This is a genomic window from Roseivivax sp. THAF197b (genome assembly GCF_009363255.1).
In the GTDB taxonomy this organism is placed as follows: Bacteria; Pseudomonadota; Alphaproteobacteria; order Rhodobacterales; family Rhodobacteraceae; genus Roseivivax.
In genome coordinates this window covers 2258569-2283974 of record NZ_CP045318.1, presented here as the reverse complement: position 1 = coordinate 2283974, position 25406 = coordinate 2258569, and the positions used below count along the sequence as shown (strand labels likewise).

Sequence of the window (25406 nt, the reverse complement as noted above, 5' to 3'; positions counted from 1 at the left end):
CCCGGCCTGCTTCAGATACTCGCCAGAAACGCCTGCAGCTTCTGCACCGTCTCCTGCGGCGATTGATCCGGAAAGAAGTGCCCGCCTGTCACCGCCGCCGCGCGCATATCCGCAAGCCGGGGCGCCCAGGTTTCGGGCACGTCCATCGCCCGCGCCATGGCACCATCACGTCCGTACAATACCAGCGTCGGGCACCCGACCTGCCGGTCCAGGTCCGCGCGATCATGCGCCAGATCGACATCGATCGCCGCCCGGTAATCGTCGCACATGGCGCGGATCGCCGCCGGATCGCGCCAGGCCCGACGGTACTCCGCCAGAAGCGCCTCGTCGAAATCCGAGAGCGTGGCCCGGCCGAATCCCAGCAGGCAGCGCTCGAAATAGGCGTCGGGATCGTGGCCGATCATCGTCTCGGGAAAGGGGCTGGGCTGGGCCAGGAAGAACCAGTGGTAGTAGGCCCGGGCGACCTCATGGGTCAGGGTGCTCAGCAGATGCTCGGTCGGCACGATGTCCATCACGGTCAGGCTCGCCACCGCGTCCGTCGCATCGAGCGCCATGCGATGCGCGACGCGCGCGCCCCTGTCATGGCCTGCAAGGTGGAAGCGGTCGAAGCCTAGAGCGGCCATGAGCGCGCACATCTCGGCCCCCATGGCACGAAACGACATCGCCTCGACATGCTCGGGTTTCCAGCTTTCGCCATAGCCCCTTAGATCAGCGGCAATCACCGTATGGGTCCGGGCCAGCTCCGGGATCAGAGGGCGCCACATCGCGCGCATCTGCGGAAATCCGTGCAACAGCAGCAGGGGCGGGCCGCTGCCCGCGCGCTCATACGCGATGCGGTGGCCGTCGATGTCGAGAATGTCTGGCAAAGCGCGCTCCTTTTGGAGCGGCAACCTCAGCGCTTACGCCGCAACCTTCAAGATCAATCGGTGATGCCCGAGACGAAGTTCACGTTGGAAATGTTGATGTCCGGGGCGGATATCGCGGGATCGGAGACCATGCCCGCGAGGACCTGACCGGTGCCGAAGACCGCGTTGGCGCTGTCTTGCAGAAGTGCGGGCGGGAGTTGCGTCAGCATCACGGCCCCCAAGGCGCCTGCGAGAAGGCTGCCGGACGCGCCGCGAAAATCGGGCTTCTTGAATAGGAAGCGGAGCAGGTGAAAGCCGAGCGCCACGACCGAGATCACCACAAGACCGGTCAGCGCGTAAAAGACGTAGTCCCGAAACGCGGCCGGGAGCGATCCTTGCGCGAGGCTCGTTTCGAGGTAGGCGCGGTTCTCGGCAATCGAGACCACGAAGAAGATCCAGATGAAGCCGATGATGGTCCAGAGATAGGGACGCTCATTGCGGTTGCGCACGATCGTCTGTGCGTAGCCGTGCTTTGCAAAATGTCCGTCGACGCGCTGAAGGCGCTCCTGGAAATCCTGCTTCCCCAATTTTCTGACATTTCTCTTCATAAGGCTGAAGAAGCCACGCGATTGTGACCAGAAAACGGTAAGCCTTCGGCGGCTCCGTGATTTTGGTTAACGATTCCTTAGGAAGTTTGGCCACAATTGGGGTGACCTTGCGTCAAGTACTATGCGGTCGGCCCGGCCTTGGCGTGTTTGGTGCGGGCGATGCGTTTCAGGCAGCGGCATCGCCCGCGTGATCCCCCGGTCAGATCGTTTTCATCGCATCCAGGATGCGCGCCCAACTGCGCGCGCCCTTGTGGAAGCTCTCGACATCGTACTTTTCATTGGGCGAATGGATGGCGTCGTCATCCTTGGCAAAGCCGATCAGCATCGCCTCCATGCCCAAGATCGTCTTGAAAAGCCCCGCAATCGGGATCGAGCCGCCCATCCCGGCAAAAACCGCCTCGGTGTGCCATTCATCCGACAGCGCCTGGCGCGCGGTTTCGAATTCCGGTCGCGACGTGTCCATGACCGAGGCTTTCGCACCGTCGCCCGCAGGCTCCCACACGACCTCTGCATCTGCAGGGAGCCGCGCCTCCACATGGGCGCGCAGGGCCTTGCGGATATGAGCCGGATCCTGATCGCCCACGAGACGGCAGGTCAGCTTGCAATGCGCTTCGGCGGGAATGACGGTCTTGGTGCCCGCGCCCTGATAGCCGCCCCAGAGGCCGTTGATCTCCAGCGTCGGGCGCGCCCAGACCTGCTCCACCGCGGTGAAGTCCTGCTCGCCATGGGGCTGGACCATGCCGATCCGGCCAAGGAACGCCGCCTCGTCGAACCCGGCCTCCGCCCATTGGCGGCGCAGCTCTTCGGGCAGGTCCGGCACACCGTCATAAAAGCCATCGACCGCGACCCGGCCCGCCTCGTCGTGGAAGGTCGCGATGATCTTCGAGATTTCGCGCAAGGGGTTCAGCGCCGGTCCGCCATAGAGCCCCGAATGCAGGTCCATCTTGGGACCCTTCAGGGTGAATTCGTCCTTCACCATGCCGCGCAATTGCGTGGCGATGGAGGGCAGGCCGGGCGCCGCCATGGAGGTGTCGCAAATGAGCGCGAGGTCGGCGGTCAGTTCGTCCGCATTGTCCCGCATGAAGGGCACGAGCGACGGCGAGCCCGATTCCTCCTCGCCTTCGAGAAAGATGGTGATCTTGCAGGGCAGGGTGCCCGCCTCGGCCATGTAGGCGCGGCAGGCCTCGATGAAGGTCATGAGCTGGCCCTTGTCGTCGGACGCGCCGCGGGCGCGGATGACGCGGCCCTCCGGTGTCTCCTCGATCGCGGGATCGAAGGGATCGCGGTGCCACAGCTCCAGCGGATCCACGGGCTGCACATCGTAATGGCCATAGAACAGAAGGTGCGGACCGGGCCCGTCGTGATGGGCGACGACCATGGGATGTCCCGGAGTTGCGCGTTTCTCGGCCGAAAAGCCGATGCCGCGCAGGTCCTCGACCAGCCAGTCCGCCGCCTTGTCGCATTCGGCCTTGTAGGCCGGGTCGGTCGATATCGACTGGATTTTCAGAAGGTTGAACAGCCGGTCGAGGGAAGCATCGAGATCGGTGTCGATGCGGGACAATACGGCGTCGAGAGACATGCGCGGAGCTCCATTCGTGATTTGCGCGGACGGTAACACGCGCGCCGTGGCTGTCCAGCGATGCCGGGACCGGAGGAGTGGGGCGCGGAAGGTCCGGATGTCCGGACTTGGCATATCGTCGCGCCCCGGCGAAACTGCTTGGAACGCGCTTGGCCCCCGTCGCGCAAACGACTATGTGCAGCCCGTAAACATGGCGCACGCGCCCGCGCGGGACGTAAGTCCCATGGCGCAAACGCAGAACGGTCGGGCAGGATCGCTTGATCGAGATCAAGGAAGACGAAACGCTTCGGTGTCTAACAGGTTGCCAGGTCGGTGCGAACCGGCTAAGCATTCCAAAAGTTGAATATGGACCGGAAACGCGGCCACACCGAAAAGATGGAGGGAACCCCCGTGGATTACACGGCGCAACTGACGCAAGCGATCGACCGGCTGCACGAAGAGGGCCGCTATCGCACCTTCATCGACGTGGAGCGGCGGCAGGGAAACTTCCCGCACGCGACCTGGACCAAGCCCGACGGCACCGAACAGCCGATCACCGTGTGGTGCGGCAACGATTACCTCGGCATGGGGCAGCATCCGGCGGTCCTTTCCGCGATGCATGAGGCGCTGGACGCCACGGGCGCAGGCTCGGGCGGGACGCGCAACATCTCGGGCACCACGGTCTATCACAAGCGCCTCGAGGCGGAGCTTGCGGATCTGCATGGCAAGGAAGCGGCGCTGCTCTTCACCTCCGCCTACATCGCCAACGACGCGACGCTGTCGACGCTACCGAAGCTCTTTCCGGGTCTCATCATCTATTCCGACGCGCTGAACCACGCCTCGATGATCGAAGGCGTCCGCCGCAATGGTGGCGCGAAGCGCATCTTCCGCCATAACGACGTGGCGCATCTGCGCGAATTGCTCGAAGCGGACGATCCCGCGGCGCCGAAGCTCATCGCCTTCGAGTCGATCTACTCGATGGATGGCGATTTCGGACCCATCGAGGCAATCTGCGATCTTGCCGACGAGTTCAACGCACTGACCTATATCGACGAAGTCCATGCCGTCGGCATGTACGGCCCGCGCGGGGCAGGGGTGGCCGAACGCGACCGCCTCATGCACCGGCTCGACATCATCAACGGCACGCTGGCCAAGGCTTACGGCGTGATGGGTGGCTATATCGCGGCCTCCGAGAAGATGTGCGATGCGATCCGGTCCTACGCGCCGGGCTTCATCTTCACCACGTCGCTGCCGCCCGCCGTGGCCGCAGGTGCCGCCGCTTCGGTGGCGCATCTCAAGCGCGATCAGGACCGGCGCGATCAGCACCAGACGCAGGCGCGCATCCTCAAGACACGCCTCAAGGGCATGGGCCTGCCGATCATCGATCACGGCAGCCATATCGTTCCCGTGATCGTCGGCGATCCGGTGCACACCAAGAAGCTGTCGGACATGCTGCTTGAGGGTTACGGCATCTACGTGCAGCCGATCAACTTCCCCACTGTGCCCCGCGGGACGGAGCGGCTGCGCTTCACGCCCTCGCCGGTGCATGGTCCGAACGAGATGGATAAGCTCGTTCGCGCGATGGACGAGCTGTGGTCGCATTGTGCGCTAAATCGCGCCGAACTGAGCGCGTAACCGCTAAAATCCTTCGTTTCCCGTTGCGATGTGGTAACGTTGCCGTAAGTAAAGAGCGGCACGAATCGTAATGTGCCGCCCCCGGGGGCAGACGAAGGGGCGCGTGTAATGGGAACAATAGGGCAGACGCCATGATCGGGCGAAAATCCCGGCAGCCGGATGAGGACGCCGTCGTCGGACCGCAAGGTTACGACACCTATGAAGTGCGTCTTGGCGACGTCATGCGCGGTGAGCGTGCGACGATGGGCAAGTCGTTGCTCGACGTCGAGCGCGAGATTCGCATCAAGGCGAATTACATCGCGGCCATCGAAAATTGTGACCCGACCGCATTCGACACGCCCGGCTTCATTGCAGGCTATGTACGCTCCTATTCGCGTTACCTGAACCTCGATCCGGATGAGGCCTTCGCGCAGTTCTGCGCCGAGTCGGGCTTCGAGACGGCGCATGGCATGTCCGAGGCTGCCTCCATCGTGAAGCGCAAGGATCCGATCGTGGCATCGCCCGCGCGCGATCCCTTCGCCGATCCGCGCATTTCCTTTGCGCCCGCGGGCGACGGGTTCTTCAGCCGGGTCGAACCCGGCGCAATCGGCTCCACCCTTGTCCTGCTCGCGCTTGTGACCGGGATCGGCTACGGCGGCTATTCGGTCCTGCAGGAAGTGCAGCGCGTGCGACTGGCGCCTGTCGATCAGACGCCCGTGGTGCTCACCGATCTCGACCCAGTCGATGTGGCCACGGCCGAACCGGACGAGACGGCGGATGCGGGGGCCGGGCCGTTCACGCCGCCCAGCCCCGAGGCCCTTGATCGTCTCTATCGCCCCGAGGCGCTGGACGTGCCGGTGCTGATCGCGCGCGATGCTCCGATCTCCACGCTCGATCCCTCCAGCGTCGGCGCCTTCGCCGATGCCGGATCGCGCCGTCTGCCGGATCGTCCGGGCACCGAAGCGCCCCGCGACTTCGACGGCTTTGCCGCGACACTGCCAGGCGCCGACCCGACCGGTGTGAACACTGCTCTTGCGCAGGCCTTGGGCCAGGACGCGCCCACGACCCCGCAAGTCCTCGAGGCTGCAGGCCCCGGCGTGACGATGTTGGCCGTGCGGCCCGCTTGGGTGCGCGTGCGCGCCGCCGACGGCTCCGTCATCTTCGAAGGCATCATGAATGCCGGTGACACCTATGACGTGCCCCGCACCGAAGAGCCGCCGAGCCTGCGTATCGGCGAATCCGGCGCGGTCTATTTCGCGATGAATGGCCAGACCTACGGTCCGGTCGGTCCGCGCGGGTCCGTCACCTCGAACCTCGCTCTCTCGGTGGACAACCTGTCCGAGACCTACAGCGTGGCAGAGCTTCAGCAGGATGCCGACCTCGCCCGCGTGGTGGCGGAGCTGAATGTCGGCACCGCCCCGGCTGCGACCGAGTGATCCCAATCTCAAGCGGATGCTTGCAAGCGCTCCCTGCCGCGAATAGCTAAAGGGAAACGGCGCTTTTCCAATCCATGCGCCGAGACGAAAGGAGCAGGCGATGAGCCTCAACCACGTCCGCCCTTGGCGCAACATCTACCGCCGCAAGAGCCGCCAGATCATGGTGGGCTCGGTCCCGGTAGGGGGCGACGCGCCCATTACCGTGCAGACGATGACGAACACCGCGACGACCGATGTGGCGGGCACCATCGCGCAGATCACCGCCGCCGCTGATGCGGGTGCGGATATCGTGCGGGTCTCCGTGCCGGATGAGCCCTCGTCGAAGGCGCTGAAGGAAATCGTGCGCGAAAGCCCTGTGCCGATCGTGGCCGACATCCACTTCCATTACAAACGCGGGATCGAGGCGGCCGAGGCGGGTGCGGCCTGCCTGCGCATCAACCCCGGCAATATCGGCAGCCAGGAACGTGTGCGCGAAGTGATCAAGGCGGCGCGCGACCACAATTGCTCCATCCGGATCGGGGTGAATGCCGGATCGCTCGAGAAGCACCTTCTCGACAAATACGGCGAACCATGCCCCGACGCGATGGTCGAGAGCGGTCTCGATCACATCAAGATCCTTCAGGATAACGATTTTCACGAATTCAAGATCTCCTGCAAGGCCTCCGACGTCTTCATGGCCGCCGCCGCCTATCAGCAGCTCGCGGAACAGACCGACGCACCCATCCATCTCGGCATCACCGAAGCCGGGGGGCTTACCTCCGGCACGATCAAATCCGCGATCGGTCTCGGCAACCTTCTCTGGATGGGGATCGGCGACACGATCCGCGTCTCCCTTTCGGCCGATCCGGTCGAGGAGGTGAAGGTCGGCTACGAGATTCTGAAATCCCTCGGCCTGCGCCATCGCGGCGTGAACATCATCTCCTGCCCGTCCTGCGCGCGGCAAGGCTTCGACGTGATCAAGACTGTCGAGACGCTGGAAGATCGGCTGGCCCATATCAAGACACCGATGTCGCTGTCGATCATCGGCTGTGTGGTGAACGGGCCGGGCGAGGCGCTGATGACCGATGTGGGCTTCACCGGGGGCGGTGCGGGCTCGGGCATGGTCTATCTGGCGGGCAAGGCTAGCCACAAGATGTCCAATGACCAGATGGTCGAGCATATCGTCGAAGAGGTCGAGAAGCGCGCCGCGGCCATCGAGGCGGGCGAGGCGGAGCGTCCGACCGAAGCCGCCGAATAATCCGAACGCTTGTCGCACCGGGCCCTGCGTTTCACCGGCCCGGTCGAACCTCTCAGCTCGGTCCTACCGCTTGGTCGCCTCGGTCGCATGTCTTGCTGTAGGAGCGCTTTGCGTACCTTAGGAGCGCCCGGTACTTATTCCGATAGCCGCGATACCTCGACGCTCTGCCGCAGCAGGTTCGCGGGGCCGTAGCTTGTCAGGAACGCCACGTCCGTCGCGTCGCGGCCCACGCAGATGCGCGCAATCTCGTCCGGCGCGCACATGCCCGTCGGATCCATGACGTGCCAGCGCCCCTCAAGCCAGACCTCAGCGACAAGGTGGAAATCCTGCGGCGTCACGCCCAGCCCGTAGCAACTGGCGACGCGGGCCGGGATCGTGCCTGCCCGCGCGAGTGTCACCAGCATATGCGCGAAATCGCGGCACACCCCTTGGCGCGTCACGAAGGTTTCCAGCGCGGAGGTCTCCGGTCCCGATGCGCCCGGCACGTAGGAGAAGTTGCGCCGCACGAATTCCTCGAGCTCCACCGCCAGCGCGCCGCCGGTCATGCCCGGAAAGGCGGTCGCGATATAGGACAGGAACTTGTCCGACGGGCAAAAGCGCGAGGGCAGCAGGTACTTGACCACGTCGCGCGGCAGATCGGCCGGACTGTCGGCGCTGAGCGTTCCGATATCGTGGATGTCGCGGTCGATCCGCACCTCGGTCGTGTAATCGAGGGTCAGCGCGTCGGCCTCGTGGAACCACAGGCGCAGGCCGATCTCGTCTTCGGCGGGATTGATCTGGGCCTCCGCGCCATGGGCATTCAGATGTTCGTTCCGAACCGCCTGGTCGGGCAGGGCGGCTGCGTTGATCTGGACCAGGCAATCGGTCGGGGCCGCCAAGGCGTAATCGAGCGTGACGTCGATCTTCAGAATCATAAATGCTCCGAAAGGCATGAGTGTAAACGGGGAGGCAGGCCGCGCGGTCTAAGGGTCGAGATACCGGCTCAGAACAAAATCGGGCACATGGCCGCGGACCATCAACTTCGGCAGCACGTAGGACGGCAAGGTATCGAGCGTCAAGCGTTCCATGAGTGCGCGTCCCTCGGCGCTATCCGCATCGATGACGCGGGCCGATGTTCCCCTCGCGTCAAGCAATGCTGCCAGCTCGGCTTGTGCCGCATCGCAGGCGTCGCAATCCGCACTCGTGAAGAAGGCCATCTCGACCGGGCCATCCGCCGTGCCGATGAGGGGCCGTCCGGGCCCGAAAAGGTGCGGCGCCTCGGCCGCGATCAGCGCAAGGTCCGCATCCCTCGCATCCCGAAAGACATCGGCAGCCGCCGGTGCGCCGCCCCGCAAGGCCGTCTCGAGAATCTCCGGGTTGTCCGCCAGCACCGCGCGCAGCTCGTCCGCCAGGGCCGCGCGCGCGGCCTCCGTCCCGAAAAGCGGCTCGCCAGAGACGGGAACGGCGGCCACGAGGGCCGCCGCAAATGTTGCAAGCTTCAGATGTTTCACCCTTCGCCGCGTTCCTCGGCGACGATGCCGCGCATCTCGTCGAGCGTGACGTAGCCGCGCACCAGCGCATCGCCCATCACGAAGGTCGGCGTGCCGCGGATCTGCAGCTGGTCGGCCAGCGCGCGGGTCTCGGCGATCTGGCGGGTGACGCTGTCCGAATCCATCTCGGCGATGATGGCGTCGGCATCGAGCAGCAATTCCTCGGCCACGCGGCGCAGGACCGGCTCCGTGGGCTCGCCCGTCAGCGCCATCAGCGTGTCGTGCACCTGCTTGTAGGCCTCGTCGCCCGCGACCCGCTGCGTGGCGATGGCAAAGCGCGACATGACCAGCGAGGCCTCGCCCAGAATGGGGAATTCCTTGATCACGAACCGGATATTGCCGTCCGATGCGACCAGTTCCTCGACCTCGGGCGCGGCACGGCGGCAATAGCCGCAGCGGTAATCCATGAACTCTACCACGGTGATGTCGCCGTCTGGATTGCCTCCCACCCAGGAGACGCCGTCATCCTTGATCGCGGCGGCGTTGCTGGCCAGCGCCTGTTCCGCGGCGGCTTCGGCCTGGGCGGCCTGGCGCGCTTCGAGCGCATTCACCGCCTCGATGATGACCTGCGGATTTTCCATCAGGTAATCGCGCAGCTCGGAGCGGAACGCTTCGCGCTCCGCGTCGGTCATGTCGGTTATGTCGAAGCCTTGCGCCTGCACGGCCCCGGCTCCGGCCGTGACCAGCGCCAGCGCGGTCAGTGTGGATTTGAACATGAAAACTCCCTGTCTTTGATCGTCGCTTGAATGCGTCGGATGGGTCTCTCAGCGCCTCATGGCGCTCTTGGCCGTGATGGCGACGTCTTCGGCTCGGCGCCACGCGCTCGATCCGCGCGGCAGCAGCGCCATTGCGCGTTCGGCATGCAGGTTGGCATCCTTCAGGCGTCCCTGTAGCGCGTATCGCTCCGCCGTGGCAACCGAGGCAAGCCCGGTCTGTCCGGTCTGCGCATAGGCCACCGCAAGATCGCGCATGAGCCGCGGATCCTGCCCGTCGCGGGCTCGCGCCCGGTCGAGCGCATCGAGCGCGCCGCGCGCATCTCCGGCGGCCAGAAGGGCGCGTCCGAGCCCGCCCAGGATCAGCGCATTGCCGCCCGCAAAGCGCGTGGCCTGCCGATAGGTCGACACGGCTGCCGCCGCCTGGCGGCTTTCCAGCAGGATCTGGCCCTTTAGGTCGAGAAGAAACGGATCGTTCGGACGCAGCCGCAGCGCGCCGTCCATCGCCGCCAGCGCCTTTTTCAGATCGGCGCGCTTGTGATGGGCGACGGCCTCGCGCATCAGCCGGATATCCCGCGACCCGCTGTCTTTTGCGCGGCGCAGGGTCCAGGCCGGGTTGCGCTGGAAGGCCGAGAGTTTGCCCTTGGCGCGCTGGAACCAGTATTCCGCGCCGGGATCGCCCGGGGCCTCGGAACCGTAGGCCGCGGCGAAGCCCTTGAGTGCGCGAAGCCGGTCGCGGCTCATCGGATGCGACAGCATGTAGGGATCCTGTCGCGACACAGAAAGCGCCTCCTGACCCCGGAAGATCTCCATCACATCGACCGCACCTTGCGGATCGATGCCCGCGCGCGCCATGTATCGCACCGCACTCTGGTCGGCGGCAGCCTCTTCGGCGCGAGTATGGGCCAGGAAATTCCGCAGCACGGAGGATTGCGTCCCTGCGGCGATGCCAAAGCCTGCCTCGGCGTTCTGCGTGGCGGCGATGCCCGCAAGGATGAGCCCCAGCCCGGCGGCGGTGCGGGCATTGCGCATATTCGCGACCCGGCGGGAAATATGACCATTGGCGATATGCGCGGCCTCATGAGCCAGAACCGCCTGAAGCGCCTGGGCGCTTTCCAGTTTCAGGATCATGCCCGAATGGATCAGGATATGCGCGTTGTCCGCGACAAAGGCGTTCAGGCTGGAATCGTCGACCACCAGGATGCGAACATTCGAAGGGGACAGCCCGGCGGCGCTGAACACGGGCTTGGCCAGCTCGCGCAGCGCATATTCGATATCCGCATCGCGCAGGACAGTCAGCGCCCGCGCCGGGGTTGCCGCGATCACGGCAAGGCACAGCCAAAGCAGTCCCAGCCGGACCCATTGCATCCACCGCATTGACGCCTGCCTCTCCTGCCTGCATGTCTGGCGCGAACCATAAAGAGGCGGATATGCGGAACTCAAGCCGGGGCGCGGTCGATCCCTTCATTGTGATGGATGTGATGGAGGCCGCCCGCGCGGCGGAAGATGCGGGCCGCCGCATCATCCATATGGAAGTGGGCCAGCCGGGCACGCCGGCCCCCGAGGCCGCGCGCGCAGCACTGGCGCAAGCCATGCAGGACGACGCGCTGGGATATACCGTGGCCCTGGGTCTGCCTGCACTTCGCGCACGCATCGCCCGCCTTTACGCGGATTGGTACGGTGTCGATCTCGATCCCGCGCGTGTGGTGATCACGCCGGGTTCCTCGGGCGCCTTCATCCTCGCCTTCACCGCGCTTTTCGATGCGGGCGAGACGGTGGCGCTGGGACGGCCCGGCTATCCATCCTATCGCCAGATCCTGCGCGCGCTCGATCTGAACGCGCTCGAGGTGGAAAGCTCCGCAGCCAACCGCCTGCAGCCGACGCCCGAAGACCTCGCGCCGCATGATTGGCAGGGGCTGATGGTGGCCTCGCCCGCAAATCCCACGGGCACCATGCTGGGACGGGCCGCGCTGTCGGACCTGATCGCCTGCACGCAGGATCGCGGTGCAGCCTTCATCTCGGACGAGATCTATCACGGCATCGAATACGAGGCGAAAGCCGTCTCCGCGCTCGAAATCTCCGACGATGTCTGTGTGATCAATTCCTTCTCGAAATACTTCTCCATGACCGGCTGGCGCGTGGGCTGGATGGTCGTGCCCGAAGGTCAACTGAGACAGGTGGAGCGTCTGGCGCAGAACCTCTTCATTTGCGCACCGCACGCGGCGCAGGTGGCGGCGCTGGCTGCCATGGATGCGACCGAGGAGCTTGAGGCCAACATGGCGGTTTACGCGAAAAACCGCGCGCTCATGCTGGAAGGGCTGCCAAAGGCGGGGTTCGACAAGATCGCGCCGCCTGATGGGGCCTTTTACGTATATGCGGACGTGTCGGACATCACGGAAGACAGCCGTGCGCTTGCGGCGGACATTCTCGACAAGGCCGGTGTCGCGGTCACGCCGGGCCTCGATTTCGATCCCGAACGCGGCGCCACGACGCTGCGCTTCTCCTATGCCAGGGCGACCGAGGATATCGAGGAAGGCCTCGCGCGCCTGAAGGCTTATATGACGTCGCGTTCATCACTGTGACAGCGGGTTAAGGACTGTGACAGTCGAATAACCATGAACTCGTGGCGAGCTCTATGCCGGTCGCTGCATCATGGCAAATGCGGTCATCCCTCGGGCAAACCGGGCCTGTCACGGTGAGACCCAAAAAGCGGGCATTGCTTGCCATTGGCGCAAGAACAAGGGCGACAGGGGCAGACAGCCCCCCAGGCTCTGCGCTATAGAGATGCCAACAACAAACGTGAGGCGGTATGAGCAGACCCATCGCCCTTCTGACGGCACTGATCCTTGGCGTGACCGCTCCCTTTCAGGCGCTTCAGGCGCAGGACCTGGGCGGTCTCGCGCGTCTCGATCCGACAGACAGCGGCATAACCGATGCGCGCTGGGGCAAGGGGGCCTCGATCGAACTGGCGCTCAGCCAGGGCGTGCCCTGGCGGCTCTTCACGCTCGACAAACCGCACCGGCTGGTTCTCGATTTTCGCGAGGTCGACTGGGGCACCACGCGGGCCGAAGATCTGGACCGTGCGGAGGCTGTCACCGAACTGCGCATGGGGGCGTATCGGGCCGGCTGGTCGCGGCTCGTGGCGGTGTTGAACGGGCCTTATGCTGTCACCGAGGCCGGGCTCAGCGTTGACGAAAGCGCGGGCACGGCGCGGCTCAAGGTGGCGTTGCAGCCCACGGAGCCCGAACGCTTCGCGGCCAAGGCCGGGGCGCCGCGCGATCCCCGCTGGGATCTGCCGCCACCCGCGCCCGTGCGCGCCATGCCCCGTGGCGGGGTCGAGGGACGGCCGCTGCATGTGGTCCTGGATCCCGGCCATGGCGGCATTGATCCCGGCGCCGAACATGGCGGGGCGACCGAGGCGGATCTGATGCTGACCTTCGCGCGCGAGCTGAAAGAGGTGCTGCTGCGCGATGGCAGTTTCGAAGTCACGATGACCCGCGATGCGGATGTCTTCGTTTCGCTCGAGGCCCGCGTCGCCGCGGCACATGACGCGAATGCGGATCTCTTCATGTCGCTTCATGCCGATGCGCTGGAGGAGGGGATCGCACGCGGTGCGACGGTATACACCCTGTCCGAGGATGCGTCTGATGCCGCGTCGGCGGCGCTCGCCGAGCGCCACAACCGTGACGATATCCTTGCGGGGCTCGATCTTGCGCGCACGGATGATCGCGTCGCAGGCGTCTTGATGGACCTCGCACGCCTCGACACGACGCCGCGCAGCACAGCGCTTGCCAGCGCGCTTGTGGCCGGGATCGACAATGCCACCGGCGATACCCACAAACGCCCCTTGCGTAGCGCCGGCTTCTCGGTCCTCAAAAGCGCCGACATCCCCTCGGTCCTCGTCGAGGTCGGCTACCTGTCGACACCGGACGATCTGAAAAAGCTGCGCGATCCCGCCTGGCGGGCGGGCATGGCGGCCGGGCTGCGGGACGGTCTTCTGGCCTGGGCGGTCGAGGATGCGGCACTGGCGGGGCTCCGGCGGCAATAACGGAGCGTTCCTCCGGCGGATGCGTGCTGATACCGCACCGTTGTGTGTTTTGACCTAGACGCCGTTCCTCTATACTGGCGTCACAAATCCTGTGCTCGAGGCGTATGCCATGACCCGTTTCATCCTGTCCTTCTTTGGTGCGATCTTCTCGCTTTTGACGCTGGGCATTGCTGCCATCGCGATCTCGATCGGGGCGATCTTCTGGATCTACGGTCGCGATCTGCCCAGCCATGAGAGCCTGGCGCAGTACACGCCGCCCACGATCAGCCGGATCTATTCGACCGAGGGCCGGATTATCGACGAATTCGCGCAGGAGCGGCGTCTCTTCACGCCCGCCAACGAGATCCCCGACCTCGTCAAGCAGGGCTTCATCTCGGCGGAAGACAAGAACTTCTACGTCCATGAGGGCTACGACCCGCGCGGTATCGCCGCGGCCATCGTCGATGCCGTCCGGTCGCGCGGTCAGGACGTGCGGGGCGCCTCGACGATCACGCAGCAGGTGATGAAGAACTTCCTGCTGGGCGGCGACCGGCGCGCCGAGCGCAAGATCAAGGAAATCATCCTTGCCACACGGCTCGAAGGCACGCTGTCCAAAGACAAGATCCTGGAGCTTTACCTGAACGAGATCTTCCTCGGGCAAAACTCCTACGGCGTGACCGCCGCGGCGCAGACCTATTTCAACAAGACGCTGTCGCAGCTTGCCCCGCATGAGGTGGCGTTCCTCGCCTCGATGCCGAAGGCCCCGTCGGATTATCACCCGGTCCGCAACAAGGATCGTCTGCTCGCGCGGCGCAACTTCGTGCTGAAGGAGATGTACGAGAACGGCTACATCTCCGAAACCGAGTATGAAAGCGAGCGGGACATGCCGCTGCGATCCGTCCAGAACGGCGATTTCGAGCCGTTCCAGAAGCAGCTTCCGCCGCGTGACTACTTCACCGATGAAATTCGCCGCCAGCTCAGTCGCGATTTCGGCGAGGGCGAGTTCTTCTCGGGCGGCTTCTCGGTGCGGGCGACGCTCGATCCCGAGATGCAGGACGTCGCCGCTCGGTCGCTGCGCATCGCACTTGAGCAATACGACCGCTCGATCGGCGTCTGGCGCGGCACGGGCAAGACCCTGCCCGAAGAGGCGCTGGCCGATTGGCAGGACGCGCTTGGCGATGTGAGTGTTGCGCGTGACATCGATCTCGAAAGCCAGTGGTACCCGGCGGTGGTTCTGGACGTGGCCGAAAACACGCTGACCCTCGGCATCGAGGGGGAGGGCGAAGGCACCGTCCCGCGCGAGGATATCCGCTGGCTGCGCGGCGATTTCTTCGACAATTTCACGCGCGGCGACGTGGTGCATGTGCGCCGGATGATCGCCGATGACGGGGGCGAATTCATCCGCTGGACCCTGCGCCAGGTGCCCGAGGTCGAGGGCGGCTTCATGGCGATGGACGTCAATTCCGGCCGGGTCCTCGCGATGCAGGGGGGCTTTTCCTACCAGCATTCGGTCTTCAACCGCGCGACACAGGCCAACCGGCAGCCCGGCTCCAGCTTCAAGCCCTTCGTCTATGCGGCCGCGCTCGATTCCGGCTACAGCCCCGCGACGATCGTCGTGGACGCCCCCATCGAGATCAACACGCCCCAGGGTGTGTGGCGTCCCAAGAACGCCTCCAACCAGTTCTACGGGCCGACGCCCTTGCGCACCGGGATCGAACGGTCGCGGAACCTGATGACCGTGCGCCTTGCGCAGGAGATCGGGATGGACACCGTCGCGCGCTACGCCGAGCGCTTCGGCGTCTACGAGGACATGCAGCGGGTCCTCGCGAACTCGCTGGGCTCCGAGGAGACGACGCTGTTCAAGATGGTCGCGGCCTATGCGATGTTCGCCAATGGCGGCGAGCGGGTGGAGCCGACACTCGTGGACCGTGTGCAGGACCGCTACGGGCGCACCGTCTACAACCACGAAAAAGAGCGCGACAATGAACGGGTCTGCGTCAATTGCACCGATCCGAACCTGCCGCCGGGCGAGGCGCCGCGCATTGCCAATAACCGCCAACGCATCATGGATCCGGTCACGGCGTATCAGCTGACCTCGATGATGCGGGGCGTGGTGGATCGCGGCACCGCATCGGGCACTGTCAACCTGCCCGTGCCGACCGCGGGCAAGACCGGCACCACCAACGATGCCAAGGATGTCTGGTTCGTGGGCTTCACCTCCAACATCGTGGCGGGCTGCTATATCGGCCATGACCAGCCGCGCAGCCTGGGGCGCGGCGCGTCGGGCGGGGGCATGTGCGGCCCGGTCTTCCAGCGCTTCATGCAGGAGGCCGTGGCGAAATATGGCGGGGGCGACTTCGCGGTGCCCGAGGAATGCATGTTCATCAAGATCGACCGCAACACAGGCGCACGGCTGGGCGACGGCGCCTCTGGCGCGAACGTGGTGGCGGAATGCTTCCGGGAGGGCCTCGAGCCCATGTTCGGTATCCAGTTCGACGGCGGCTGGGCGATGGGATCGGGCTTCGATGTCATCACCCCCGGCGGCACTGCGCGCGAGGTCACGACCTCGAGCGGTGGTACGGCGGTCGTGGGGCCGAAAGCGAGCTTCGGCACCCTGTCCTCGGGCGGTTTGTACTGATCCGGTTTCGACCCGGGCAAAGCCCGGGCCGATCCGCGCCGCGCGCGCCTGCGGCGCGCGCGGCGGTTTTGCGTTTTATTTGAAAGGTGAAACGGGGACGCCGTGAGCGGCCCTGACGGATGGGCGCGGATGGTGCCTGCGGGGTCCGCTTCTGGCCAAAGTCCGGCACCCGGCGCGGCGGGCGGGGGCGCCTTTCAGGGGCGGCTTGTGAGCCATCGGGCGATGGGGTATCACCGCGTCCAGTTTCCAGAGATCGTCGGAGCCTCCATGCGCGCTGAAGCCGAAAACAATGTCGAGCGGATCGAAAAATCGCTGGCCCTTCTGAGCCAGCGGCTGGACTGGGACACCGCCGAACACCGGCTTGAAGAGTTCAACGCCCGTGTCGAGGACCCCAACCTCTGGAACGATCCCGACGCGGCGCAGAAGCTGATGCGGGACCGGCAATTGCTGGTCGACGCGATGGACACCTACCGGACCATTGCCCAGGAAAAGAGCGATCAGGTCGAGCTGATCGAGATGGGCGAGGCCGAGGGCGACGAGGAGATCGTGTCGGAGGCGGAGGCGGCGCTGCGGGCCCTGGCCGAGAAGGCCGCCACAAAGGAGTTGGAGGCGCTTCTCGACGGCGAGGCGGACAGCAACGACACCTTCCTCGAGATCAATTCCGGCGCGGGTGGCACGGAAAGCTGCGACTGGGCATCGATGCTGGCGCGGATGTATGTCCGCTGGGCCGAGAAGAAGGGCTACGAGGTCGAACTGCAATCCGAAAGCCCCGGCGAAGAGGCGGGTATCAAATCGGCCTCCTACAAGATTTCCGGGCACAACGCCTATGGCTGGCTGAAATCCGAATCCGGCGTGCATCGCCTCGTGCGCATCTCGCCGTACGATTCGGCGGCGCGGCGGCATACCTCCTTCTGCTCCGTCTGGGTCTACCCGGTGGTCGACGACAATATCGAGATCGAGGTGAACCCCGCCGATATCCGCGTTGACACCTATCGGTCCTCGGGGGCTGGCGGTCAGCACGTCAACACGACCGACTCGGCGGTGCGGATCACTCACGCGCCCACGGGCATTGTCGTGACCTCGTCGGAGAAATCGCAGCACCAGAACCGCGACATCGCCATGAAGGCGCTGAAATCGCGCCTCTACCAGATGGAGTTGGACCGCCGTCACGCGGAGATCAACGCCCAGCACGAGGCCAAGGGCGAGGCGGGCTGGGGGAACCAGATCCGCTCCTACGTGCTGCAGCCCTACCAGATGGTCAAGGATCTGCGCACGGGGGTCGAGACCTCGGACACGCAGGGCGTGCTGGACGGGGCGCTCGATCCGTTCATGGCGGCGACGCTGGCGCTGAAAGTGTCGGGCAAGAGCCGGTCGGACGCGCAGGCGGAATAAGCCTACGGGCGGGTTGATAAAGCGCGCTTGGTCCGGTCCGATCCCGTGAGAGAAGCGTATCGTTCTGCATGAATGGGGTGCCCGTCTGGGGTGGCTCTTCGGCGTGACACACCTTGAGCATCGCGCGCGCTGAACCCCATGAGTGTAAGACGCGCCCGTTGAACCCTGCGGCCGAAACCGGCGGCGGGTCAGGTAAGGGCCTGACCGACTTTCAATTGCTGACGATGGAAGGGCGGCAGGTCTGCCGCCTCGCAAAGACCGGACTGACGGGCCGCCCGAAGCGCGTTGGCCCGCGACGGACCGATATGTTCATAGACCTGCCGGGCAAATCGCGCGCCGGTTTCCGTCTCCGAGATGGTGCGCGCGGTATAGCCGGACCAGAAATTGTTCTCGAATGTCGGGACGCGGCTCAGGAAGTTGAAGCTCGTCGTCTGACCGCCCCGGCGGCTGATGAGGATCGCGACTCCGTTGAATTGCGGGATGACCAGCCCGCGGAATTCGCGCATCCTCCGATCTAGGGGGAGGCCCTGACGCCGCATTGCCTCGCGTGCTTCGAGACCGCGCAGAAAGGCCTGACCGGATCTGCGGTAGATCATCACGATGCTGATCAGAAATCGCTCGTCATCGACGAAACTGGGGCGTGTGAAGCGGTAGAATCCGGACGGGAAGTCCGCCTCGGGTGGGGCCAGCACGTTCTTTCCGCCGAGGAAATCCTGCAATTCCGCCGATGAGGTCAATCCGTGGCGACCGCGTTCGATCTCCTCCACGGGATCGAGCAGGATGCGCGCATCCACGTCGAAGAATTCGCAGATGCGGTGCAGGATATCGGGTCTGGGGAAGCTTTCACCGGACAAGTAGCGGTTGTACTGCGTACGATTTATACCGATTTCTCGGCACAATGCAGAGATTGACGGCGCCCGTCGGCTCAGGTGACGCAGATTAGCGCCAAACCGGGCCCTGAGATCCGATGGGTTTGGCGGGTCTGTATCCGGCATCGAAAATCCCTGTATTTCAGCTCATTCTACATAAAAACCCAAAATAACGAGACACCAAAACCCTCACTTCTGACGCAGTTAGGCTACAACACCGACGCTATCAAGCGCCACTGTAATCGGCTGTTGGCACAATTTGCTCCGCAGAGTGTCAGCTTGGTCCATATGCGTTGCGCCTGTTTTCTCGGAGACTGAAACCAATGGGGAATAAGGAATTTGAGAAATGACCAGGAACAACGTTTACGGAGTCGTGCTTTGGGCCAACGCTCAAAAGGGTACAGCGGTCATTTGGTGTGAGGACCAGGGGGATCTGGCCTTCGTCACGCCGGACACCGACACCACGCATCTCGGAGCCGAGATAGATGCAGGGGATCTTGTAATGTGTTCGGTTGAAGATGCGGACGATCTCTATCGTCGTGCAGGTAACCTTCGCCGCGTTCAGCAAGGCTCCCACAAGCCGCTTCCGCGGATGCTTGTCCGCGGCGATATTTCCGCCGCAAACAATATTTTCCCGATCCGCTCCACGCCGGACGAGGACAGCGAGCAGCGCGAAAGCTGCGTCGCTTAATTCCGCAATCCCTCGATCAGTGAGTGCCGCGCGCCAGGGCTGCAACCCCGGTGCGCGCCACTTCGAGCAGGCCCAGGGGCCGCATCAGATCGGCAAAGGCATCAACCTTCTCGGGCGTGCCGGTGATCTGAAAGACGAAGCTTTCCAGCGTTGAATCAACAACCTGCGCCCGGAAGATATCCGCAAGCCGCAATGCTTCGACGCGCTTGTCACCTGTGCCCGCGACCTTGATCAGCGCGAGCTCCCGCTCCACCGAGCCGCCTTCGACGGTCAGGTCATGCACTTCATGCACCGGCACGATGCGGCCAAGCTGCGCCTTGATCTGGTTGATCACCTGGGGCGTGCCGGTCGTGACGATGGTGATGCGGGACTGATGGCCCGCATGATCGATCTCGGCCACGGTCAGGCTGTCGATATTGTAGCCGCGTCCCGAGAACAGGCCGATGACCCGGGCGAGGACACCGGGCTCGTTATCCACGATCACTGCAAGGGTGTGCGTCTCCTGATGCTCGGAAAAGGTCGGGCGGAGATTGTAGGCCGAATGCTTGGTCGAGCCCTTCTTGATCTTCAATGCGGACATATGGCGTTTCCTTGAAGGAGGCGCGAGCTTGCGCGCCGGTCGTTTCGACTGGGTGGCATGGGGCAGGGGGCGCGCATCAGCGCGCCCCCGCATATCACACCATCACTGCGCCCTTGGCGCCGATCGCGTCCTTGGTGGACGCCTCGCCCAGCAGCATCTTGTTATGCGGCTCGCCCGACGGGATCATCGGGAAGCAGTTCTCGTGCTTCTCGACGAGGCAGTCGAAGACCACCGGTCCGTCATGCTCGATCATCTCCATGAGCGCGTCATCGAGGTCTGCCGGATCGTTGCAGATGATCCCCTTGCAGCCGAAGGCTTCGGCCAGCTTCACGAAATCGGGCAGGGCCTCGGACCAGCTTTGCGAATAGCGCTCGCCGTGCAGAAGTTCCTGCCACTGACGGACCATGCCAAGGCGTTCGTTGTTCAGGATGAACTGCTTCACCGGCAGGCGGAACTGCACGGCGGTGCCCAGCTCCTGCATGTTCATGAGCCAGGAGGCTTCGCCCGCGACGTTGATGACCAGCGCGTCGGGATGGCCCATCTGCACGCCGATCGAGGCCGGGAAGCCGTAACCCATCGTGCCGAGGCCGCCGCTCGTCATCCAGCGGTTCGGATCCTCGAAGCCCAGATATTGCGCCGCCCACATCTGGTGCTGGCCGACCTCGGTGCAGATGTAGCGGTCGCGATCCTTGGTCAGCGCCTCGAGCCGCGCCAGCGCGTGTTGCGGGCGGATCAACTTTCCGGAGGGCTTGTATTTCAGGCAATCGACCTTCTTCCATTCCTCGATCTCGGCCCACCAGCGCTGCAGGCCTTCGCGGTTGACCTTGCGCCCGCGCGCCTTCCAGACCTTCAGCACATCCTCTAGGACATGGCCCACATCGCCCATGATCGGGAAATCCGTGCGCACGACCTTGTTGATCGACGACGGGTCAATATCGATATGCGCCTTCTTGGAATTGGGCGAGAAGGCATCGAGCCGGCCCGTGATCCGGTCGTCGAAGCGCGCGCCCACATTGATCATCAGGTCGCAGCCATGCATGGCGAGGTTGGCCTCGTAGAGACCGTGCATGCCCAGCATGCCGAGCCATCCGCGCCCCGAGGCGGGATAGGCCCCGAGGCCCATCAGCGTCGAGGTGATCGGGAAACCCGTCGCATCCACGAGCTCGCGCAGAAGCTGGCTGGCCGCGGGGCCCGAATTGATCACGCCACCGCCGGTGTAGAAGATCGGGCGGGATGCCGTCTCGATTGCCTCGACGAGCTTGGTGATCATCTCCATGTCGCCCTTAACCTGCGGCTGGTAGCGCTGGGTCTTGGCGGCGTGGCGCGGCTGGTATTCGGCCGATGCGAACTGCACGTCCTTCGGGATGTCGACAAGGACGGGGCCGGGGCGGCCCGCGGTCGCGACATGGAAGGCTTCGTGGATCGTGGCCGACAGCTTCTCGGTCTCCTTCACCAGCCAGTTATGCTTGGTGCAGGGGCGCGTGATACCCACGGTGTCGGCTTCCTGGAACGCGTCGGAGCCGATCATGAAGGTCGGCACCTGGCCGGTCAGCACGATGATCGGGATCGAATCCATCAGCGCATCGGTCAGGCCGGTCACGGCATTCGTGGCGCCGGGCCCCGAGGTGACGAGGCAGACGCCGGGCTTGCCCGTGGCGCGCGCATAGCCCTCGGCTGCGTGCACCGCACCCTGTTCGTGCCGCACCAGGATGTGGCGAATATCGTTCTGCTGAAAGATCTCGTCATAGATCGGCAGCACAGCGCCGCCGGGATAGCCGAATACCGTGTCCACACCCTGATCCTTCAGGGCTTGAACCACCATTTTCGCTCCGGTCATCGCCTTGCTCATCGAGTGTCTCCATCTGAGGCGTTCAGTCGTGTCGCGCGCATAAAAAAGCCCCCGGTTTTCCGAGGGCGCATGGGGTACCTGTCAGGGTGTCCGTTACCGGCCCATGCGCCAAGATCCTACGATGCCTACAAGGGGGGTGCCCATCTTGTGCTCTCCGTCAGCGTGCCATCTTCGTTTAGGGAGGTGTGACGGCAGGGTCAACCGCCAAAATTCAGAAAAGATTGCGTCGGCCTGCCGCACTTCTTTGCGAATGTTGCGTCTGGCGCGGGTCTTGGGATCGATCTTGGAAATTCCGCAGGGCAGACGTCGCGTCAGCGCCGCCTCGCGCCGCGCCAGCACGAGAACGTGACCGGCTTGCCCTTGGATCGGCGGCGCCATCGGCCACCTCGAAGGGTGCAGCGCGCAATCCGCAGGAGCCTTGATGACCAACCATCCGATCCAACTGACCCGACGTGCCACCTTGCGCGGATTGGCCGGAGCCGCCTGTCTTGCGGCCCCCGCACGGCTTTGGGCGCAAGATGCGGGCGCGCCGTCCGATTTCGCAACCCGCGCCGCCGGGCTCGATCAGTTGCATGCGCTCGTCATCTCGAAAGGCGGGGAGCGCGTCTTCGCGGAGGCGTTTCGCGGCCCCGCCCTCTCGGCGCCCGCGAATATCAAGTCGGTCTCGAAAACCCTCCTTGCGCTGCTGACGGGCCGCGCGATTGCGGAAGGCGCGCTAGACGGGACGGATGCGCGGGTTCTGCCACTTCTGGGCCGCGCGCCTGCGGGCGATGCCCGCGACGCGCTGACCATCGGGCATCTTCTGTCCATGCGCACCGGCCTCGACAGCACTTCGGGCGGCGATTACGGCGCCTGGATCGCGAGCAGTGACTGGGTGGATTATGTCCTGACCCGCGATCTGGTCGCGGAGCCGGGCGGACGGTTCATCTATTCCACCGGCGGCTGGCACGTTCTGGGCGCGGTGCTGGCGCGCGCCACGGGCCGCGATCTGCACGATCTGGCGCAGGACTGGATTGGCGACCCGCTTGATCTGGCGATGCCCATCTGGGTGCGCGACCCGCAGGGCCGCTATCTGGGTGGCAACGAAATGGCCGTGAGTGCGGCAGGCCTCGCCCGGATCGGCGAAGCCGTTCTGTCGCAGGACTCCGCAATTGTGCCGCAGAACTGGATCGAGACGTCCTGGCAGCGGCGCGCGCGCTCGCCCTTCTCCGGGGACGGATATGGCTACGGTTGGTTCCTGACGGAGATCGACGGCACGCCGGTGCGCTATGGTCGCGGCTATGGTGGACAGATCCTTGCCGTCGCACCGGAGCGCGAGGTGGTCATCTCGATCACCTCGGATCCGACGCGGCCCGCGCGCTCAGGCGGCTATTTCGGCGATTTGAAAACGCTCATGTCAGACATTCTGCAGCAAGTCTAAGGCGCGGCATGGGCGCCAGCCCCACGATGGCCTGCAATCGCCTCAACTTTCGGGCGACCTGCTAAACAGGTGTAGGCCCGCACTTTCGGGATCGCCGCACCGCAACGCGGCCGCATCGTCCGGCCGGGTGCGCAGCCCTGATCGGCGCGCCCTTGTTTTCCACCCTCGGCTCCCGAAAGGGCCGCCCGCGCATTTTCATTGATAAAGCGCTGCCGTCTTGCGCTTCACCTTTCTGAAAAAACGCTCTTCTGGTGGCCCGTCGCCACGCGCGCGACGGCAGGAAACCTTACCGCCTGCGCCGCCGCCGCCCGCCTTCGCGGTCTCCGCCCGCGCCGAAGACCACATTGGGAATGGCCGCAATCGCATTCAGCTCCGGGAACGGGTCGGTCTTGTGCGGGATCGCATTGGCCGCGACGAAATGCTCCTGGAAGCGCGGCTCGATTGCCGTTTCGACCTTGGTGATCTCGCGCACCACACGCTCGATCTCGGCCCGGGCGTTGATATTGCACAGCGCGATGCGCGCGCCGGTCCCGGCGGCATTGCCCGCCGAGGTCACCTTGTCGAGCGGCACATCCGGGATCATGCCGAGCACCATGGCGTGTTTGGGAGAGATATGCGCCCCGAACGCGCCCGCCAGCACCACGCGGTCGACCTTCTCGACGCCGCGTTCGTCCATCAAAAGGCGCGCGCCCGCGTAAAGCGCCGATTTCGCGAGCTGGATCGCACGGATATCGCCTTGTGTCACCGTGATGCGCGGCCCGCCCGACGCGGTCCCGTCCCAGATCAGGTATTCATGCGTGCGCCCGTCCGCGACCATGCGCGTGCTGCCCGTCTGCTCGGCCGAGCCCAGAAGCCCGCTTTCATCCATCAGGCCCGCAAGGCGCAACTCCGCCACGGCCTCGATGATGCCCGAGCCGCAGATGCCGGTGATGCCGCCCGCGCCGACGGCTTCGGCAAAGCCCGGCTCGTCCGACCACAGGTCAGAGCCGATCACCCGGAAGCGCGGCTCTTTCGTGTCGGGGTCGATGCGGATCGCTTCGATGGCGCCGGGGGCGGCGCGCTGGCCGCTTGAAATCTGCGCGCCCTCGAAGGCCGGACCCGTGGGCGAGGAACAGGCCAGAACGCGGCTCTTGTCGCCCAGAAGGATCTCGGCATTGGTGCCCACGTCGACGACGAGCACCAGATCGTCAGACTTGCCGGGCTCCTCGGACAGCGCCACTGCCGCCGCATCGGCGCCCACATGGCCTGCAATGCACGGCAGAACGTAGATCTGCGCCGCGCCGGGCAGGGCGGCAAGGCCCAGATCGCGCGCGGTCAGCGTCATCGCGTCGGAGGTGGCAAGCGCGAAGGGCGCCTGGCCCAGCTCCACTGGGTCGATGCCCAGAAGCAGGTGGTGCATGACCGGATTGCAGACGAAGACCGTCTCGAGGATCAGCGCCGGATCGATCCCGGCCTCGGCGGCAATCTCGCCCGTCAGCGTGTCGATGGCCTCGCGCACGGCGCGGGTCATCTCCGCATCGCCGCCCGGATTCATCATCGCGTAGGAGACGCGGCTCATCAGATCCTCGCCGAAGCGGATCTGCGGGTTCATCACGCCCGCCGAGGCCACGACCGCGCCGGTATCGAGATCGGTCAGATGCGCCGCCACGGTGGTCGAGCCCAGATCGATGGCAAGCCCGTAGATGCCGCTTTCATGCAGGCCGGGATAAAGCGCCACGAGGCGGGGCGCGCCCCCTTGGTGATCAGTGTGTACCGCCGCCGTCACCTGCCATTTGCCCTTGCGCAGCACCGTTTGCAGGGTGGCCAGGACCGGAAGGTCGGCCACCAGCCCCTCGATGCCCCATTCGCGCTTGAGCGCGGAAGCGAGGCGTTCGAAATCGCCCGTGGGCACGTGCATGTCCGGCTCGGCCACCTCGACGAAATGCAGACGGGTGGCGGGATCCATGGCGATGGCGCGCGTGCTCGCAGCCTTGCGCACGACCTGGCGATGTACCTGGCTTTCGGCGGGCACGTCGATGACCACGTCGCCCTCGATCTTGGCCTGGCAGCCAAGGCGGCGGCCCGGCTTCAGCCCGCGCTTTTCGTCATATCGCGCCTCGACCGCGTTCCACTCGGACAGCGCATCCTCGCGCGAGGTCAGGCCATGTTTGGAGAATTCCCCGAACGAGGGCGTGATCTGGCATTTCGAGCAAATCCCGCGCCCCCCGCACACCGAATCGAGATCGACCCCGAGCTGGCGCGCGGCCTGCAGGACGGGCGTTCCGACCGGGAAATGGCCGCGCTTGCCCGACGGGGTGAAAACGACGAGGGGATCGCGTGTCATGATGGCTCCTAACGCTGTTCGCCGGGCACATTAGGTATTTTGCAGGCAAGGGAAAGACGGGAGGCGACGTGTCGCGG

The 25406-nt window shown here is 64.9% G+C and carries 20 protein-coding genes; 9 read left to right on the top strand and 11 right to left on the bottom strand.

The features are described from left to right. Positions 1-11 precede the first annotated feature (11 nt). From FIV09_RS11155 to FIV09_RS11145, 3 genes are all read right to left on the bottom strand, one after another. The gene (locus FIV09_RS11155; RefSeq protein WP_254702210.1) at positions 12-866 is read right to left on the bottom strand and encodes an alpha/beta fold hydrolase; all 855 of its coding nucleotides are present in this window, start codon (positions 864-866) and stop codon (positions 12-14) included. A 53-nt stretch (positions 867-919) separates the two neighbouring features. Next, positions 920-1432 (bottom strand): hypothetical protein, encoded by a 513-nt coding sequence (locus FIV09_RS11150; RefSeq protein WP_216646955.1) that lies wholly within the window; start codon positions 1430-1432, stop codon positions 920-922. 220 nt (positions 1433-1652) lie between these two features. Further along, positions 1653-3032, bottom strand: coding sequence for a dipeptidase (locus tag FIV09_RS11145; RefSeq protein ID WP_152450014.1), 1380 nt, complete (start codon positions 3030-3032; stop codon positions 1653-1655). A gap of 390 nt (positions 3033-3422) precedes the next feature. Here FIV09_RS11145 and hemA point away from each other — a divergent pair, with 390 nt between their 5' ends. The 3 genes from hemA to ispG all read left to right on the top strand — a co-directional run bounded on the left by hemA (position 3423) and on the right by ispG (position 7298). Continuing rightward, positions 3423-4646 (top strand): 5-aminolevulinate synthase, encoded by a 1224-nt coding sequence (hemA, locus tag FIV09_RS11140; RefSeq protein WP_152452539.1) that lies wholly within the window; start codon positions 3423-3425, stop codon positions 4644-4646. 131 nt (positions 4647-4777) lie between these two features. Then, positions 4778-6061 (top strand): helix-turn-helix domain-containing protein, encoded by a 1284-nt coding sequence (locus tag FIV09_RS11135; protein ID WP_152450013.1) that lies wholly within the window; start codon positions 4778-4780, stop codon positions 6059-6061. A 100-nt stretch (positions 6062-6161) separates the two neighbouring features. Continuing rightward, positions 6162-7298 carry a flavodoxin-dependent (E)-4-hydroxy-3-methylbut-2-enyl-diphosphate synthase gene (gene ispG / locus FIV09_RS11130; RefSeq protein WP_152450012.1) on the top strand — a complete coding sequence of 379 codons (1137 nt, stop codon included), beginning with the start codon at positions 6162-6164 and terminating at the stop codon, positions 7296-7298. A gap of 134 nt (positions 7299-7432) precedes the next feature. Here the strand turns inward: ispG and FIV09_RS11125 are convergent, their stop codons facing one another. From FIV09_RS11125 to FIV09_RS11110, 4 genes are read right to left on the bottom strand one after another with little or no spacing between them, the layout of a single operon-like run. Next, entirely contained in the window at positions 7433-8212 is a 780-nt protein-coding gene (locus FIV09_RS11125; protein WP_152450011.1) for a transglutaminase family protein, read from the bottom strand. 48 nt (positions 8213-8260) lie between these two features. Next, positions 8261-8788 carry a hypothetical protein gene (locus FIV09_RS11120; RefSeq protein WP_152450010.1) on the bottom strand — a complete coding sequence of 176 codons (528 nt, stop codon included), beginning with the start codon at positions 8786-8788 and terminating at the stop codon, positions 8261-8263. Then, positions 8785-9543: a DsbA family protein gene (locus tag FIV09_RS11115; protein WP_152450009.1), complete on the bottom strand. Its 759-nt coding sequence runs from the start codon at positions 9541-9543 to the stop codon at positions 8785-8787. Before FIV09_RS11115 ends, FIV09_RS11120 begins: the two co-directional genes overlap by 4 nt. A 48-nt stretch (positions 9544-9591) precedes the next feature. Continuing rightward, positions 9592-10917 carry a M48 family metalloprotease gene (locus FIV09_RS11110; protein WP_371417697.1) on the bottom strand — a complete coding sequence of 442 codons (1326 nt, stop codon included), beginning with the start codon at positions 10915-10917 and terminating at the stop codon, positions 9592-9594. Positions 10918-10970: 53 nt separating this feature from the next. On the opposite strand from FIV09_RS11110, the gene FIV09_RS11105 reads away from it, so the two are divergent. The 4 genes from FIV09_RS11105 (at position 10971) to prfB (ending at position 17597) form a co-directional block, all read left to right on the top strand. Then, positions 10971-12122 (top strand): aminotransferase class I/II-fold pyridoxal phosphate-dependent enzyme, encoded by a 1152-nt coding sequence (locus FIV09_RS11105; protein ID WP_152450008.1) that lies wholly within the window; start codon positions 10971-10973, stop codon positions 12120-12122. A gap of 227 nt (positions 12123-12349) precedes the next feature. Beyond that, positions 12350-13588 carry an N-acetylmuramoyl-L-alanine amidase gene (locus FIV09_RS11100; RefSeq protein WP_152450007.1) on the top strand — a complete coding sequence of 413 codons (1239 nt, stop codon included), beginning with the start codon at positions 12350-12352 and terminating at the stop codon, positions 13586-13588. Between the two features lie 109 nt (positions 13589-13697). Beyond that, a complete protein-coding gene (locus FIV09_RS11095; RefSeq protein WP_152450006.1) occupies positions 13698-16205 on the top strand; it encodes a penicillin-binding protein 1A in 2508 nt (835 codons plus the stop codon). Between the two features lie 267 nt (positions 16206-16472). Beyond that, positions 16473-17597 (top strand): peptide chain release factor 2, encoded by a 1125-nt coding sequence (prfB, locus tag FIV09_RS11090; protein WP_152450005.1) that lies wholly within the window; start codon positions 16473-16475, stop codon positions 17595-17597. Between the two features lie 188 nt (positions 17598-17785). Here the strand turns inward: prfB and FIV09_RS11085 are convergent, their stop codons facing one another. Continuing rightward, a complete protein-coding gene (locus tag FIV09_RS11085) occupies positions 17786-18592 on the bottom strand; it encodes a helix-turn-helix domain-containing protein (RefSeq protein WP_152450004.1) in 807 nt (268 codons plus the stop codon). 220 nt (positions 18593-18812) lie between these two features. Between FIV09_RS11085 and FIV09_RS11080 the strand changes: the two genes are divergently transcribed. Then, positions 18813-19157 (top strand): hypothetical protein, encoded by a 345-nt coding sequence (locus tag FIV09_RS11080; RefSeq protein WP_152450003.1) that lies wholly within the window; start codon positions 18813-18815, stop codon positions 19155-19157. Between the two features lie 16 nt (positions 19158-19173). Here FIV09_RS11080 and ilvN read toward each other — a convergent pair whose 3' ends face one another. After that, complete coding sequence (gene ilvN, locus FIV09_RS11075; RefSeq protein WP_152450002.1) at positions 19174-19737, bottom strand: acetolactate synthase small subunit; 564 nt, start codon at positions 19735-19737, stop codon at positions 19174-19176. A 94-nt stretch (positions 19738-19831) separates the two neighbouring features. Continuing rightward, positions 19832-21586 (bottom strand): acetolactate synthase 3 large subunit, encoded by a 1755-nt coding sequence (locus FIV09_RS11070; RefSeq protein WP_152450001.1) that lies wholly within the window; start codon positions 21584-21586, stop codon positions 19832-19834. A gap of 421 nt (positions 21587-22007) precedes the next feature. On the opposite strand from FIV09_RS11070, the gene FIV09_RS11065 reads away from it, so the two are divergent. After that, positions 22008-23006, top strand: a complete 999-nt coding sequence (locus FIV09_RS11065) for a serine hydrolase (protein WP_152450000.1) — start codon at positions 22008-22010, stop codon at positions 23004-23006. A 286-nt stretch (positions 23007-23292) separates the two neighbouring features. On the opposite strand, the gene FIV09_RS11060 is transcribed toward FIV09_RS11065, so the two are convergent. Further along, a complete protein-coding gene (locus FIV09_RS11060) occupies positions 23293-25329 on the bottom strand; it encodes an ASKHA domain-containing protein (RefSeq protein ID WP_152449999.1) in 2037 nt (678 codons plus the stop codon). Positions 25330-25406 lie beyond the last annotated feature (77 nt).

Coding starts and splice junctions, on each gene's coding strand:
- FIV09_RS11105 (WP_152450008.1), top strand. CDS start 10,971: ATGCGGAACTCAAGCCGGGGCGCGGTCGATCCCTTCATTGTGATGGAT.
- FIV09_RS11095 (WP_152450006.1), top strand. CDS start 13,698: ATGACCCGTTTCATCCTGTCCTTCTTTGGTGCGATCTTCTCGCTTTTG.
- FIV09_RS11065 (WP_152450000.1), top strand. CDS start 22,008: ATGACCAACCATCCGATCCAACTGACCCGACGTGCCACCTTGCGCGGA.
- prfB (WP_152450005.1), top strand. CDS start 16,473: ATGCGCGCTGAAGCCGAAAACAATGTCGAGCGGATCGAAAAATCGCTG.
- FIV09_RS11100 (WP_152450007.1), top strand. CDS start 12,350: ATGAGCAGACCCATCGCCCTTCTGACGGCACTGATCCTTGGCGTGACC.
- ilvN (WP_152450002.1), bottom strand. CDS start 19,737: ATGTCCGCATTGAAGATCAAGAAGGGCTCGACCAAGCATTCGGCCTAC.
- FIV09_RS11125 (WP_152450011.1), bottom strand. CDS start 8,212: ATGATTCTGAAGATCGACGTCACGCTCGATTACGCCTTGGCGGCCCCG.
- FIV09_RS11085 (WP_152450004.1), bottom strand. CDS start 18,592: ATGCCGGATACAGACCCGCCAAACCCATCGGATCTCAGGGCCCGGTTT.
- FIV09_RS11110 (WP_371417697.1), bottom strand. CDS start 10,917: ATGCGGTGGATGCAATGGGTCCGGCTGGGACTGCTTTGGCTGTGCCTT.
- FIV09_RS11070 (WP_152450001.1), bottom strand. CDS start 21,586: ATGAGCAAGGCGATGACCGGAGCGAAAATGGTGGTTCAAGCCCTGAAG.
- FIV09_RS11060 (WP_152449999.1), bottom strand. CDS start 25,329: ATGACACGCGATCCCCTCGTCGTTTTCACCCCGTCGGGCAAGCGCGGC.
- FIV09_RS11145 (WP_152450014.1), bottom strand. CDS start 3,032: ATGTCTCTCGACGCCGTATTGTCCCGCATCGACACCGATCTCGATGCT.
- ispG (WP_152450012.1), top strand. CDS start 6,162: ATGAGCCTCAACCACGTCCGCCCTTGGCGCAACATCTACCGCCGCAAG.
- FIV09_RS11135 (WP_152450013.1), top strand. CDS start 4,778: ATGATCGGGCGAAAATCCCGGCAGCCGGATGAGGACGCCGTCGTCGGA.
- FIV09_RS11115 (WP_152450009.1), bottom strand. CDS start 9,543: ATGTTCAAATCCACACTGACCGCGCTGGCGCTGGTCACGGCCGGAGCC.
- FIV09_RS11080 (WP_152450003.1), top strand. CDS start 18,813: ATGACCAGGAACAACGTTTACGGAGTCGTGCTTTGGGCCAACGCTCAA.